The sequence below is a fragment of the Pontibacter rufus genome, from assembly GCF_015694705.1.
GTDB classification, from domain to species: Bacteria; Bacteroidota; Bacteroidia; order Cytophagales; family Hymenobacteraceae; genus Pontibacter; species Pontibacter rufus.
In genome coordinates, this window is sequence record NZ_JADQDR010000004.1 from 168,986 (window position 1) to 182,814 (window position 13,829).

At 50.2% G+C, this 13,829-nt stretch carries 12 protein-coding genes; 6 read left to right on the forward strand and 6 right to left on the reverse strand.

The genetic code is table 11. The features are described from left to right. Nucleotides 1-2 precede the first annotated feature (2 nt). On the reverse strand, nucleotides 3-971 hold the full coding sequence (locus I2I11_RS08740; RefSeq protein ID WP_196267308.1) for a DivIVA domain-containing protein: 969 nt from the start codon (nucleotides 969-971) through the stop codon (nucleotides 3-5). Further along, complete coding sequence (locus I2I11_RS08745) at nucleotides 968-1,897, reverse strand: WD40 repeat domain-containing protein (RefSeq protein WP_196267309.1); 930 nt, start codon at nucleotides 1,895-1,897, stop codon at nucleotides 968-970. The genes I2I11_RS08740 and I2I11_RS08745 overlap by 4 nt, the downstream gene beginning before the upstream one ends. 227 nt (nucleotides 1,898-2,124) lie before the next feature. Here I2I11_RS08745 and I2I11_RS08750 point away from each other — a divergent pair, with 227 nt between their 5' ends. Both I2I11_RS08750 and I2I11_RS08755 read left to right on the forward strand, forming a co-directional pair. Next, on the forward strand, nucleotides 2,125-2,760 hold the full coding sequence (locus I2I11_RS08750) for a 4'-phosphopantetheinyl transferase family protein (protein WP_196267310.1): 636 nt from the start codon (nucleotides 2,125-2,127) through the stop codon (nucleotides 2,758-2,760). Nucleotides 2,761-2,786: 26 nt separating this feature from the next. Continuing rightward, nucleotides 2,787-3,377 carry a thioredoxin family protein gene (locus tag I2I11_RS08755; RefSeq protein ID WP_196267311.1) on the forward strand — a complete coding sequence of 197 codons (591 nt, stop codon included), beginning with the start codon at nucleotides 2,787-2,789 and terminating at the stop codon, nucleotides 3,375-3,377. 307 nt (nucleotides 3,378-3,684) lie between these two features. On the opposite strand, the gene I2I11_RS08760 is transcribed toward I2I11_RS08755, so the two are convergent. The 4 genes from I2I11_RS08760 to I2I11_RS08775 all read right to left on the reverse strand — a co-directional run bounded on the left by I2I11_RS08760 (nucleotide 3,685) and on the right by I2I11_RS08775 (nucleotide 8,268). Continuing rightward, complete coding sequence (locus tag I2I11_RS08760; RefSeq protein ID WP_196267312.1) at nucleotides 3,685-4,530, reverse strand: transglutaminase-like domain-containing protein; 846 nt, start codon at nucleotides 4,528-4,530, stop codon at nucleotides 3,685-3,687. 109 nt (nucleotides 4,531-4,639) lie between these two features. Continuing rightward, nucleotides 4,640-6,268: an acyl-CoA carboxylase subunit beta gene (locus I2I11_RS08765; RefSeq protein ID WP_196267313.1), complete on the reverse strand. Its 1,629-nt coding sequence runs from the start codon at nucleotides 6,266-6,268 to the stop codon at nucleotides 4,640-4,642. 96 nt (nucleotides 6,269-6,364) lie between these two features. Continuing rightward, nucleotides 6,365-7,462, reverse strand: coding sequence for an MlaD family protein (locus tag I2I11_RS08770; RefSeq protein ID WP_196267314.1), 1,098 nt, complete (start codon nucleotides 7,460-7,462; stop codon nucleotides 6,365-6,367). Nucleotides 7,463-7,485: 23 nt separating this feature from the next. Further along, nucleotides 7,486-8,268 (reverse strand): N-acetylmuramoyl-L-alanine amidase family protein, encoded by a 783-nt coding sequence (locus I2I11_RS08775; protein ID WP_196267315.1) that lies wholly within the window; start codon nucleotides 8,266-8,268, stop codon nucleotides 7,486-7,488. An 84-nt stretch (nucleotides 8,269-8,352) separates the two neighbouring features. Here I2I11_RS08775 and I2I11_RS08780 point away from each other — a divergent pair, with 84 nt between their 5' ends. The 4 genes from I2I11_RS08780 to I2I11_RS08795 all read left to right on the forward strand — a co-directional run bounded on the left by I2I11_RS08780 (nucleotide 8,353) and on the right by I2I11_RS08795 (nucleotide 13,653). Beyond that, a complete protein-coding gene (locus I2I11_RS08780) occupies nucleotides 8,353-11,010 on the forward strand; it encodes a putative LPS assembly protein LptD (RefSeq protein WP_196267316.1) in 2,658 nt (885 codons plus the stop codon). Nucleotides 11,011-11,092: 82 nt separating this feature from the next. Beyond that, a complete protein-coding gene (gene panB / locus I2I11_RS08785; protein ID WP_196267317.1) occupies nucleotides 11,093-11,911 on the forward strand; it encodes a 3-methyl-2-oxobutanoate hydroxymethyltransferase in 819 nt (272 codons plus the stop codon). A gap of 134 nt (nucleotides 11,912-12,045) precedes the next feature. Further along, nucleotides 12,046-12,714 carry an RluA family pseudouridine synthase gene (locus I2I11_RS08790; protein ID WP_196267318.1) on the forward strand — a complete coding sequence of 223 codons (669 nt, stop codon included), beginning with the start codon at nucleotides 12,046-12,048 and terminating at the stop codon, nucleotides 12,712-12,714. A gap of 174 nt (nucleotides 12,715-12,888) precedes the next feature. Continuing rightward, complete coding sequence (locus tag I2I11_RS08795; protein ID WP_196267319.1) at nucleotides 12,889-13,653, forward strand: acyl-CoA desaturase; 765 nt, start codon at nucleotides 12,889-12,891, stop codon at nucleotides 13,651-13,653. Nucleotides 13,654-13,829 lie beyond the last annotated feature (176 nt).

Below are 13,829 nucleotides of genomic sequence, written 5' to 3' on the forward strand. Positions count from 1 at the left end.
ACTTAGCTGATATCGTCGAAGAAAGATCCTGCGCTTTGCTTTACAGCAGCGCCGCCGGCGTAGTTGCGCGATGGCTCCGTAAGCGGACGCTGGATTTCAGGCTTGTCGGGCGTAACCGGCTGTATGTCCGGAATTGGTTTCTCGATATCGGGAGCGGGTACCTGGCCGGGATAATCAGGCGAAGGCTGCTCAATTTCCGGAGCCGGCACGTTGGGTACCATGGGCTCCGCCGGGCTTGGCACCTCCGGCTGCGGCTGTGTTACATCCGGAGCCGGATCGCCAATCGGATCATAACTGTTACTGATAGCTACAGGTACATTTGCCGCTGTAGAAGCTGCGAGCTGGTATGGTTTGTTTTCGTAGGTTGTGTCCATTTCTTTCAGGTTTTTTAAAAGCCCGGCATCCTCTACTTTTACGCCTGCAGCTCCTGAAAGAATACTGTTTATAGTTGTTTTGGGTTTTGCTTTCGTTTTTTCTGCTTTCTCCAGCGCCTCGTTGGCCAGGTTCTTCAGGTCGCGCACCAACGAATCGAGGTATCCCTCCAGGCGCTGGTGATCCTGCTCCATGGCCCTAACTTCCTGCTGCATTTCTGCCACCACTTTTTCGGCGTCTGTTTTAGCCTGTTCCAGCATCTGGCGGGCCTGGTTGCGTGCCTGGTTCAGCAGTTCGTTTGCCTTCAGTTCGGCCTCCCGGGCCTGCAGTTCCGCCGATTTGGTTGCCTGTTCCAGAATGCTGTTGCCGGTATCTTCAGCTGTTTTCAGGGTTTTATAAAGCGATGATTCCACCTCGCGGAGCTTTTGCGTTTCGCGGTGCGATGTGTCCAGCTTCATGCGCAGATCCTTGTTTTCGTCCAGCAGTTTTTCCCATTGCTGCGAGAGGGTGAGCAGAAATGCGTTTACCTCATCCTTGTCTAATCCTCTGAATGCCTTCTCAAACGTTTTTTGCCTGATCTCTAATGGTGTAATCTTCATAAACGTACCTTTTTAATGTCCCAGACCGAAATGGTGCGGTCGTCGCTACACGAAACTAACTGATTCTGATGAGCCGACCAAAATAATTTATTCACAGAAGTGCCATGGCCGGCATTTCGTACTTTGTCTATCACTTTCAGCAATTTAAAAGTTTCAGCATCCCAGAGCTTGATAGATTTATCCATGCTGCACGTAGCAAAATATTGCCCGTCAGGGCTGTACGTAATATGGTTGATGGTATACATGTGTGCAATCTGGTAGCCGCGCGCCTTATAGTTTTCAGCCACCTCCCACACCCACAGGTGCGCATCGCGGCCGGCGGTGAGCAGCAACCGGCCATCCGGCGAATAAGCGACCGTAAACACCGAGTTGGTATGCGCTGTAAGCTCCTGTTGCAGCGCCATACTTGCTGCATCAAACACGCGCACCACATTATCGCTGTAGCCCACGGCCAGTTCGCCCGTATGCTTGTTGTAAGCCAGGCAACGGGCGCTCTGGTCGGTTTTCCGGATAATGGTTTGCAGCTCAAACGTGTCGCCATCCAGCACGCCAACGCCGCCGTTACCCAACGCCACGTATACTTTGCCCTGCTCCGAAGTATAAAGTATGTCGAAGATTGCAGCTTTCGGCAGCGGCACCGATTTTAAGATTTGTTTGCTGTTAAGGCCTATCACCTGCAGTCCTTCCTGGTTCTGGCCGATGAGCAGCAGGTTACGGTCCGGCACGTATTGCAGCGCATATACCGAGGTGCTTACCCGCGCCACCAATTCCCCGTTTTCCGGCTTATCAAAGTCCCAAGCTGCCACCATGCCATCCCCTCCGGCAGAGAAGAAGATGTTTTCCTGCCCGGATGGTTCCAGCGTGTACACGCAGTCGCGGTGGCCAGTAAGGGTCGTTATTTTTTGTACCTGTAAGTTGCCGGCCATGTTACCACACTGCTTGTTTTAAAATTTAGCTAAATTTACAATAATTAAGTAAGATGACACAAGCATCAGGATGTTAGGCAAAAGACTTTCCCGCTGATCCGATTATCAACAGGAAAGTCTTTGTGTCATCCACAGAATTTTAAAATAGCTGATTTATTATGCCTGTCAGCTGTCTTGCAGCTTTGTTTTTTATACTTATACAACCACCCTTACCTGTTCTATTGCCTATGCCCCTGCTGCTTACCCGACAACTGAACCCGCACACCATACTTGGCATCTGGCAGCTGACAGAGCCTGTTGCGGAACTGCAGCAGTTGTTGCCGCCTTACCTGGATGCCAGCCAGCTAACGGGGCAGGTGCATGCACGGCGGCAGCGTGAGTGGCTCGCCAGCCGGACGCTCGTGTACCACCTGCTAAAACACTTTACGGATGAACCGCTTCTGCTCAGGCGCAATGTACACGGCAAGCCATACTTCGAGGAAAAGGGCTACTGTGTATCTATCACACACTCGCCGCACCTGGCTGCCGTTATACTTTCGGATAAGTATGAGGTTGGCACAGATATTGAACTTATCACTCCGAAAGCGCTGCGCGTAGCAGATAAGTTTTTGTCGGAAGCAGAAAAAGAAAGTACAAAATCCGACGAAAAAGAAACCTGCCTGTACTGGAGCGCCAAAGAAACTTTGTACAAAATGTATAGCCGTAAAAAGCTGATTTTCAAGGAAAATTTACTGATTGAGCCTGCCATGCAGCCAAATACACTGCTGGGACGTGTGCAAACGGATAATTTTTCTAAATTGTACCAGATTTCCTTTGAAATGGTACTGAACCATGTGCTTACCTATAGTATCGACCAAAACTGAATTTGAATAACCCAAACCACAACACAATGAAATACCTTGCCTCCATTGCCGCAGCTACCTTCCTTTCGGTGAATGCTTTTGCACAATCCGGCGGGTATGCATTAGGCGATAAAGTCGCTGATTTCTCGCTGAAGGACAGCCACAACCAACCTGTTTCGCTCAGCGATTTTGCCAACACTAAAACTGTAGCGCTGGTGTTTACCAACAACCAGTGTCCTTATGCCAAATTGTACGAAAACCGCCTGGTTGATCTGGCAAACAGCTATGGCAGCAAAGGGGTGCAGTTTGTGTTTATCAACCCCGGCGTGGGCAGCGGCGACGGCAGTGAAACGCTGGCTGATATGGCCGCCAAAAACTACAGCTTTCCTTACCTGGCTGATGAGGGCCAGAAAGTAAGCAGGCAGTTTGGCGCCACCAAAACGCCCGAAGTATACGTGCTGCAGAACAACAATGGCGCGTTTGTGCTGAAGTATAAAGGCGCTATAGACGACAATCCGCAACTGGAGAGCGGCGTAAAGAACTTTTACCTGAAAAACGTATTGGACGAAGTGCTGGCCAATAAAACAGTCACTGCCCTGAATAAACGCCCGACAGGTTGCCTAATAAAAGCATATTAAGCTACTTAAAGAACGAATATTCTGAAATGGAAATAGCGCTTTGCCTTTTAGGAATTATAGCTGCTGCCATAGGTGGCGCGGGTGTATATTATTTGTTGCAACGCGCGAAGGCTAGGCTATAGCGCTGGCTGGCTGGTGCGAGCTTGTAGCTCGTAACTTTCTTAAGCAGCAAAAGTACGAGCTACAAGCTCGCACCAGCCAGCACCAATCAGTGATATAGCCTAGCGGAAATACTGCGCACAGCCATGCCCTGCTAAATTTAATCGTATATAATATCAAACTTTAGCTCCTGGCCTGCGTCTGCCCTCTACACAGCCGTATCATCAGAAATGGCTTCCAGTAACTTAGTAACTTCAGCCGCCTTGTCCAGATCATCCATTTTTTCGAAAGAGAAAGCCAGGTTGCGCAGCGCCCGCCGGATGATGTCCAGGTTGGTGCAGGGCTCATAAAAAATATCAACGGGGTTGAGGTTAAGCTGCAGGATGTAATTGTCGATGTCGGCTTTGGACAGGATAAGGCCTTTGTTGTACACGTTGATATAAAACTGTATGCCATCCATTTTATAGGTAAGTATAAACAGATTGGGCAGGTTTACGCCATATACGGGCATCTCCAGGCGCTTGGCAATAATCATATAAATAACGCACAGCGTCAGCGGATTGCCGCGTTTGGTTTCCAGCACCAGGTGCAGCATGGAATTGGCCGGCGAGTGAAAATTTTTGGTGTTGGCAGAAAACTTCTTCTCCCGGAAAATCACGTTGTTAAGCGATTTCACCTGATCAAACGGGTGCATTTCGTTCTTCATATGCGTCCAGGCATCAAAGTATAACTGATCCATGGCCTGGGTAATGGTGCCATACTCCACATCGGGGTACAGGTAAGAGTTTACAAGCCAGAGGCCTTTCAGCAGATCCGGGTCATCCTCCTGCTTCCATTCCCGCAGGCGGTGCATCAGCCCGCCAAACTGCAGGTTATGTATCAGGTCTTCGATCTTTTTCTGTAAATCCGGGTTCAGGGTTTCTTCCCACTCCTCCTCCAGAAAGGGAATAATGCCCTCACCCAAGGATACTATTCTTCGCTCTATATGCAACGCCACATCCTCGTCGCTGTCGTCCAGCAACGATATCATCGCTTTTATTTCTGTTTTGTTCACGCTATGCTTTACTTTAATTAGAAATTCAAAATTAGAAGTTAAAAATGCTGGCTTACTCCTCCATCCAGGTATAACATCTCATCACCAAATTTAAATTCGTAATTCAAAATCACGTCTGTATCACACCTACATTGTATGGTTTTTCGATAGGCGCATGGTTAGCAGCCTCAATGCCCGTTGATATAACCTGCCGTGTTTCCAGCGGGTCAATAATGCCATCTACCCACAGCCTGGCTGCCGCATAGTAGGGCGAGAGTTCTTCGTTATACTTGTCAGTAATACGGCTGAGCAGCTCTTGCTCCGCTTCAGGCGTAATCTCCTCGCCTTTTGCTTTCAGCGACGACACATGGATTTGCAGCAGGGTGTTGGCCGCCGCCGCACCACTCATTACAGCCAGTTGCGCGGTGGGCCAGGCGTAAATCAGGCGCGGGTCGTAAGCTTTGCCGCACATGGCATAGTTGCCAGCACCGTAGCTGTTGCCTACCAGTATGGTAAACTTAGGCACTACCGAGTTGGCCATAGCACTTACCATTTTAGCGCCGTCCTTGATGATGCCGCCCTGCTCCGACTTGCTGCCCACCATAAAACCCGATACATCCTGCAGAAACACCAACGGGATTTTTTTCTGGTTACAGTTCATGATAAAGCGCGCGGCCTTGTCGGCTGAGTCGGAGTAAATAACGCCACCCATCTGCATTTCGCCTTTTTTGCTCTTCACAATCTTACGCTGGTTGGCCACTATCCCCACCGACCAGCCATCGATGCGGGCGAGGCCGCAGATAAGCGTCTGTCCATACAGATCTTTGTACGCTTCGAACTCCGAGTTGTCTACCAGGCGCAGGATAATGTCCATCATATCGTATGGTTTTACGCGATCGGAAGGCAGCAGGCCGTAGATTTCCTGCTCATCCAGCTTTGGCGCAGCCGGCGCAGCGCGGTTAAAACCAGCCTTCGGGTTATCGCCCAGCTTATCGAATATATTGCGGATATGATCCAGTGCTTCTTTGTCGTCCTTGCATTTATAGTCTGTTACGCCGGATATTTCTGAATGTGTGGTCGCGCCGCCCAGGCTTTCGTTGTCTATTGTTTCGCCTATGGCGGATTTCACTAAATAGGAGCCGGCCAGAAAAACAGAGCCGGTACCTTCCACTATCAATGCTTCGTCGCTCATGATGGGCAGGTAAGCGCCGCCTGCCACGCAGCTGCCCATAATGGCGGCAATCTGCACAATGCCCATGGCGCTCATTACGGCATTGTTGCGGAAGATGCGCCCAAAATGCTCTTTATCCGGGAATATTTCATCCTGCATCGGCAGAAACACGCCTGCACTATCCACGAGGTACACGATGGGCAGCTTGTTTTCCATGGCGATTTCCTGGGCACGCAGGTTTTTCTTAGCTGTGATGGGGAACCAGGCGCCAGCTTTTACGGTGGCATCGTTGGCTACCACCACGCACTGCCGGCCTTTGATGTAACCGATACCAGTTACCACGCCGCCACTCGGGCAACCACCCACTTCCTGGTACATGCCCTCACCGGCAAAAGCGCCCACTTCCAGAAACGGCGCGCCTTCATCGAGCAGGTATGTAATGCGCTCGCGGGCCGTCATCTTGCCTTTGTCATGCTCTTTTTGGATGCGTTTTTCACCGCCGCCCAGGTATACCTTCTTTAGTTTACTTTTCAGCTGGTAAGTCAGCTGCTTCAGTGCGTCTTCGTTTTTATTGAATTCGATGTCCATGCAGGTATGCTAAAAGTATAGAAAGTGGCATAATGAAAAATCCGCCGGCTAAAGCAGCGGATTCTATAAAGATATAATTTTTATATGGCTTATGCCCTACTGTTCCGCTTTTAAGGAATCTGCTTTTACCCTGACTGGCGCCTGTGCTTCTGCAGTATTCGTTATCGGCACGTATACCGTGTCCGGCACAGGGTTGTTAAACTCCTGCGGATGCTCGTCCTGCATGTCTTTCACCTCCTCCAGCGTAATCACGCGCCCGGTGGCATCTACTTTATACTTGTCTTTGCGGCCCAGGAGCGAAAAATGCACGTAGCGCTTCGGGTATGCCTGTATGTCGCGCAGCAGCAGGTTCAGCGCCTCTGTGGAGTTAGCCATGTTGTTATAGAGCTCTTTGTCGGTCATCAGCTTACCGAGGGAGCCCTGATCAGAATTAAGTTTGGCAACAGCGGCTTCCATTTCCTGTACGGCACTGTTGGCATTATTCACCAGTTTGGTTACCTCCGCCTGCTTCAGCGTATCCGTAATCTCCGCCATGTTCATAGCTATCCGGTCGATATAGACCTGCGTTTCCTTGAGCGAGGCGGTAAGCTGGCTCAGGTTATCGGCTATCTGCCCGATATTTTGCTGGTTAGCCCGCAGGATCTGATTTACAGCATCAGTAGTGGCTTTGGTGTTGGCGAGTATGGATTGCAGGTCGCCTGTGGCATCGCTGCCCAGCAACCGGTTTACACGGGCCAGCGTGGTGTCTACTTTATCGATGATCGGCACCGTTTTGGATGAAATCATGTCGGTGATACTGCTCTCCTTGAAAGCAATCAGTTGCTCGCCGCCATCAAATAGTTTGGTACTGTTGCCGATGTAGAGTGTAATAGCCTTGCCACCAAGCAGATCTGAACTGGCCAGGCTGGCGATGGTAGAGTCGCCTATGGCCAAATCCTTCATCACCTCAATCTGTACTTTTACTTTGTTGTCCTGCTCTGTCAGCAGTTTCATGCTTTGCACCCCGCCCACCTGCACACCATTAAGAATAACAGGATTAGACACGTTTAGCCCGTCTACGTTGTCATATATCACATAATAGCGCTTGCTGTCCGAAAAAAGATTCGAACCTTTCAGGAACATAAACCCGAAGTACAGGATAACAATGGCTACTATTCCGAGCAGCGCAACTTTTACTTCTTTAGATAGCTTCACGTGGGGGATATTTGGCTTACAGATTAATTCATCGCCTCCAGCTCCTGTTTATAAGCTTTGAAAGCACGATATATACCTGATGCCATATACGATTGTCCGGACTTATCGTTAAGATATTTTTCTTCCGTCGGGTTCGTCAGAAAGCCGCACTCTATCAGCACGCTGGGCATGTACGACCGCCAGAGCACCAAAAAGGGGGCCTGCTTCACGCCGCGGCTGCTTCGGCCTACTTTGGTTTTAAATTCCTGCTCCACTTTTCCGGCAAAGCGCAGGCTGTTGTCGATATAGGCGCTTTGCTGCAGGGCAAACAAAATATGGCTCTGCGGCGAATTGGGATCAAAGCCGTCATACTTGTCCTGGTAGTTGTCTTCTTTCAGAATAACGGCGTTTTCACGCTTGGCCACCATCAGGTTGCCCTCCGATTTCTGCAGGCCCATAGTATAGGACTCGGTGCCATGGGCGGCAGAAGGCCCGGCGTTGAGGTGGATGGAGATAAACAGGTCGGCGTTGTTCTTGTTGGCAATGCCTGCACGGTCGGCCAGTTCCACAAACGTGTCGTCGTCGCGGGTATAAATCACTTTCACATCCGGCAGGTTTTTCTCAATTAAAGCGCCTACCTGTAATGCCAGCTCCAAGGCCACATCTGCCTCATGCGAAAATTTGCCGTTGCAGCCGATATCTTTGCCGCCGTGCCCGGCATCTATCACCACGGTACGCAGCTTGTAGGCTTTGCGGAATGTTAATTTACTGGAGGAGCAAAGTAAAAGAATGAGGGCCAGAAACGAAACAGCAACAATATTTCTCACAACGTTCGTTAGTTAAAAGTTAAACAATAACTTTGTACAAATTAAATAAAACTTCAGGGAAGTTCGGAAGATTTGCGCTACATTTTGTTTTTTTTACTGCTACTGCAGTTCAGCATACTTTCTCCACCAGCCGTAAGGGCGCAGGTAACGCCGCGCCCGCCTGCACCACCCCGGGACAGCCTGGCCACCGGACAGGATTCCGTGGCGCGCGCCACTCCAAAAGGCGACATTGAAACGGTTATCAAATACTCTGCCAGGGACTCCATCCGCTTTGAGGTAGAACGCAAAGTAGTGCACCTGTATGGCGATGCCAAGATAAACTATGGCCCTATGTCGCTGGAGGCGGCCTACATCGAGATAAATTACGACAGCACCACCCTGAACGCCACCTCCATGACCGACTCTACAGGCAAGGAAATCGGGGTACCCGAATTTACGAATGGCGGCGAGAATTACGCCGCTAAGCGCATTGCCTATAACTACAAAACAAAAAAAGGGCGCATCGCTGAAGTAGTAACGAAAGAAGGCGATGCATTTATACATGCCGAAGTAATAAAGAAGAGTGGGGAGGAGGATTTTTATGGCCTTCATGCCCGCTACACCACCTGTAGCTTGGAGCACCCGCACTTTTATATTAACGCCAGCAAAATAGCCAAGTCCGGAAATAAAGTAATGTCTGGGCCCTTCAACCTGGTTATTAGCGATATTCCCACGCCGCTGGGTTTCCTGTTCGGCCTGTTCCCTACGCCAGAGGCTGGGCGCGCATCAGGCATAATTGTGCCCAGCTTCGGCGAAGAACGCCTGAGAGGCTTTTCTTTAGAACATGGCGGCTATTACTTTGCCTGGAACGATTATATCGGCACCAGCCTGACCGGCAGTATTTACTCGCTTGGCAGCTACGATATCAGCGTAGCTAACACCTACAACAAACGCTATGCTTACCGGGGCAGCTTTAATGTTCAGTATAATTACCTCAAATTAGATGAAGCGGATATCGCAGATTCACGCTCTACCGACGACATCTCCAGATATCTGCCGAAGAATAATAAGTCTTTTGCCGTTCAGTGGTCGCACTCGCCTGTTCCCAAACCCGGACAGGGCTCGTTTTCTGCCAGCGTGAACGTCAGGAGCAGTATGGAAAGAAGCTTGCAGTATAACAGTACCGCAAATTACCTGGCTGCCACCCTTAACTCTACCATTTCATACCAGAAAACCATTCAGAATTCTCCGTTCAGCTATGCTATTACGCTGTCGCAGGGGCAGAATACGAGTGGCGTGATGCACTTCGTGCTGCCCGACATCAACCTGAGCATGACGCAGACCAGCATATCAGAGTTGCTTACCAATAAGCCCCCGATGGGCAAATGGTACGATAAGTTTCAACTGGGTTATGGCGTGCGTTTTCAGAACACCATCGACAACGTTATTACAGCCCGCCAGATTTCGGGCATAGATGCTATCGGCGAAACCCTCAATACCGACACCATCGCCGTCAACATGAACAACCTGGGCGAGTTGTGGAAGAATGGCCGCCGCAGCGCCATACATAACTTCTCCTTCAGTTTAGGTAACTATAAACTGCTGCGTTATCTCAACTTTACGCCGAGCGTAAGCTATAGCGAAACATGGCTCGACCAGAAGTATAGCTACAGCTTTGATCCGGATTCGCAGAAAGTACGGATTGATACCGCTAACTTCGGCAGGGTGTATAACTATAACGCAAGCGCTTCGGTAACCACCCAGATTTTCGGCACCTATGTTTTTAAGAAAGGCAAACGGGTGCAGGCTATCCGCCATACCATCCGGCCAAGTGTGGGCTACTCGTACCGGCCAGACTTCGGCGCCAGCAGTTTTGGATTTTACCAGGACTTCCAGACCGGAATAGACCCTGTTACCAACCTGCCAATCTATAACACGCTGGGGCGCTTTTCTACCGGACTACCCGGCAGGGGTTTGCAAAGTGCCGTCACATTTTCGGTGCAGCAAAACGTAGAGATGAAGGTTAAAGCTGAAAACGATTCCACAGGCTCCCAGACAGAGAAAGTGAGCCTGATTGATAACCTGGGCATAAGCGGAAGTTACAACATGGCTGCGGAGGCTTTCAAGCTCAGCAACATCAACATGAACATGAATACGCGCCTGTTCAAAACGTTTGATGTTTCCTTTCATGCTACCTTCGACCCTTACAAGCGCGACAGTGTGGGCACGCGTATCGACGAGTATATATTTGATATCTCTAAATTTAAGCTCGCCTCGCTTACGAACGCCGGATTAAGCATTAGCGCCAACTTTAACCCCGAAGACCGAAGCAGCTCCACCACGGTGCCATCTAACCTGCCTGTACTGCAGCGCGACACAGATCCGCTCACCCCGGAGTACATCGACTTTAAAATTCCGTGGACGCTCAGTATGAATTATACTGTTAACTATACCAGGGGCTTTGGCTTCAACCCAATCACCCGGCTTGGAAACGAAACCAACATCACGCAGACGATTGGGTTCAACGGTTCTCTCAGCCTCACTGAGAAGTGGAAAATTACCTATAATACAGGGTATGACTTTGTTCAGAAGAATATTTCCTACACCAACATCAATATTGCCCGTGACCTGCACTGCTGGGATATGACAATTGGCTGGACACCCTTCGGCCTGCAGCGCGGCTACAACTTCACCATCCAGGCCCGTGGGTCGCTGCTCCAGGATCTGCGCCTGACCAAAAGCAGGTCTGGCTGGAACAGGTAATCAGCAACAGCGGCACAACCTAAATAAGTGGCTGTTTTTGGTTTGAATTTTATAGCTTTGCGGCCTAACTATAGTATAAGCTATGTCTGTTCATAAATCTGAGGTAAAGATTATTACGACGCACCAGCTGCAGAACATGAAGGAGCGCGGCGAGAAGATATCTATGCTCACGGCCTACGACTTTTCTATGGCCGGCATCCTGGATGCCGCCGGTGTTGACGTGTTGCTGGTAGGCGACTCAGCCTCTAACGTAATGGCTGGCCACGAAACCACGCTGCCCATTACGCTGGACCAGATGATATACCATGCCTCTTCGGTGGTGCGCGCCGTAAAGCGTGCGTTTGTGGTGGTGGATATGCCGTTTGGCTCTTACCAGGGAAACTCCTCTGAGGCGCTCCGCTCTGCTATCCGCATCATGAAGGAGTCCGGCGCACATGGCATTAAGCTGGAAGGTGGCGCTGAAATAAAAGAATCTGTTACGCGTATTCTGAGCGCCGGCGTACCCGTAATGGGCCACCTGGGACTAACGCCGCAATCGATCTATAAATTTGGCACCTATACGGTGCGGGCAAAGGAGGAAGAAGAAGCGGAGAAGCTGTTGCAGGACGCGCAGTTATTGCAGGATCTCGGCTGCTTTGCCATAGTGCTGGAGAAAATACCTGCAGACCTGGCACAGCGCGTAGCCACTCAGCTTCATATCCCGATTATAGGCATAGGCGCCGGCCCGCACGTAGACGGACAGGTGCTGGTGGTACACGACATGCTGGGTATCAACAAAGAGTTTAAGCCCCGCTTTCTGCGCCGCTACGCCGACCTGCACAGCATTATGACAGATGCCGTGCAAAACTACGTGAAAGACGTAAAAAGCCGCGACTTCCCGAGCGACAAAGAAGCTTATTAATTACGAATTACGAATGTTGGTGTTCTTTGATGTAGGTAATTGGATTGACGAAAGGCTATACAGTGGTTGATATGTTCCATACTTTACTTATCACTCGTAGTTCTTAATTCGGAACTCATAATTCGTAATTCAGAATGATAGAGGTTTTGTTTGAAGACAACCATGTGCTGGCGGTAAATAAACCTGCCGGGCTGCTGGTGCACGGCGACGAAACCGGTGACACGACTCTGGCCGACCTGGCGAGAGAATACATCAGAGAGAAGTATAACAAGCCGGGCAACGTGTTTGTAGGAGTGGTGCACCGCCTCGACAGGCCCGTAAGCGGCGTGGTGCTGCTGGCCAAAACCTCTAAAGCACTTGCCCGCCTGAACGAGCTTTTCCGAAATAAAAAGACGCAGAAAACGTACTGGGCCGTGGTGCACAAACGGCCGCAGCCGGAGCAGGGCACGCTGGTGCACTGGCTGGTAAAAGACAGTGCTAAAAATATAACCAAAGCTTTTGCCAAAGAAAATAAGCAGGGCCAGCGGGCAGAGTTGCACTACCAGCTTATCAGCAGCCACGGCGATGCGCATTTGCTGGAGGTAAATCCCATTACCGGAAGGCCCCACCAGATCCGGGTACAGCTGGCCTCGCTGCGCTGCCCGATATTGGGCGATTTAAAGTATGGCGCCGCCCGGCCTCTGCCCGATAAAAGCATTGCCCTGCATGCACGCCAGCTGCAGTTTGAGCATCCTACACTCAAAAAACCCATTACCATAAGCGCGCCGCTTCCTGCCAACCCGGTATGGTCGCCTTTCCGGTAAAGCAGCAGTAGCATGCCAGGGTAAAAAATGATTCATATCATTATATGAACTTTTAGCCTCCAATATCTATTTAACTTAAGATCCGTGTTGTAAATTTGTAGCGCAAGCAGCCGGGTTATACTTTATTGCCTGCCTGCGCGAAACTCATACTTTATCCATTTTACATTTATTTTAATGGCTATTCTTATATTTTTTGTGGCACACTGGTACTTGTCGCTGTTTGTGCAGACTTTCTTTCTGCACCGTTACGGCGCACACAAGATGTTTACCATGAATCCTTTCTGGGAGAAAGCGTTTTACCTGCTTACCTATATCGCGCAGGGCTCTTCGTTCCTGTCGCCACGCGCCTACGCCATACTGCACCGCATGCACCACGCGTTTTCCGATACGGAGCGCGATCCACACTCACCGCATTTCTCGAACAATGCGTTTACGATGATGTGGAAGACCAAAGAAATTTACAACAACGTACTCCATAACCGCGTGGAACCGGAGCGCCGCTTTGAAGGCAATTACCCGATGTGGCCGGCTATAGAAAAGGTAGGTGATTCCTACTTTTCAAGAATTGGCTGGGGCGTGGGCTACGTGCTGTTCTACATCGCCTTTGCCACGCAGTGGTGGATGTTCCTGCTGCTGCCTGTTCACTTTTTAATGGGCCCGATACACGGCGCTATTGTTAACTGGAGCGGCCACAAGTATGGCTACCAGAACTTCGACAACCACGACAAATCGCGCAACTCGCTGTTCTTCGATTTCCTGACAGGCGGCGAGCTGTTCCAGAACAACCACCACAAACTGCCCAACCGTGTAAACTTCGGCGTGAAGTGGTGGGAAGTGGACCCGACATGGCCCGTTATCTGGACGCTGAACAAGCTGAACATCATCAAGCTGAAACCTGCGAAAGCAAAGGCCAAAGCAAAAATGAAGATAGCTGCCTAAGTATAAAAAAGCCCTCCCGCAACGGAGGGCTTTTTTCTTTATCGCCGGTTAAATACCAAAATTACCCTGTAACCACTTTGGGAGCGAGGGCCACCGAAAGCTGCTGTCCGCGCTGCCGCACGCTATGTATAGATTGTTCCTGCTCCTTTATTTGTACCGGCTGCGCCTGGCATAAA

What these genes read in the sequence shown, in the direction of transcription:
- I2I11_RS08755 (WP_196267311.1), top strand. Translation starts at nt 2,787, where the DNA reads ATGAAATACCTTGCCTCCATTGCCGCAGCTACCTTCCTTTCGGTGAAT.
- I2I11_RS08790 (WP_196267318.1), top strand. Translation starts at nt 12,046, where the DNA reads ATGATAGAGGTTTTGTTTGAAGACAACCATGTGCTGGCGGTAAATAAA.
- I2I11_RS08765 (WP_196267313.1), bottom strand. Translation starts at nt 6,268, where the DNA reads ATGGACATCGAATTCAATAAAAACGAAGACGCACTGAAGCAGCTGACT.
- I2I11_RS08795 (WP_196267319.1), top strand. Translation starts at nt 12,889, where the DNA reads ATGGCTATTCTTATATTTTTTGTGGCACACTGGTACTTGTCGCTGTTT.
- I2I11_RS08750 (WP_196267310.1), top strand. Translation starts at nt 2,125, where the DNA reads ATGCCCCTGCTGCTTACCCGACAACTGAACCCGCACACCATACTTGGC.
- I2I11_RS08745 (WP_196267309.1), bottom strand. Translation starts at nt 1,897, where the DNA reads ATGGCCGGCAACTTACAGGTACAAAAAATAACGACCCTTACTGGCCAC.
- I2I11_RS08740 (WP_196267308.1), bottom strand. Translation starts at nt 971, where the DNA reads ATGAAGATTACACCATTAGAGATCAGGCAAAAAACGTTTGAGAAGGCA.
- panB (WP_196267317.1), top strand. Translation starts at nt 11,093, where the DNA reads ATGTCTGTTCATAAATCTGAGGTAAAGATTATTACGACGCACCAGCTG.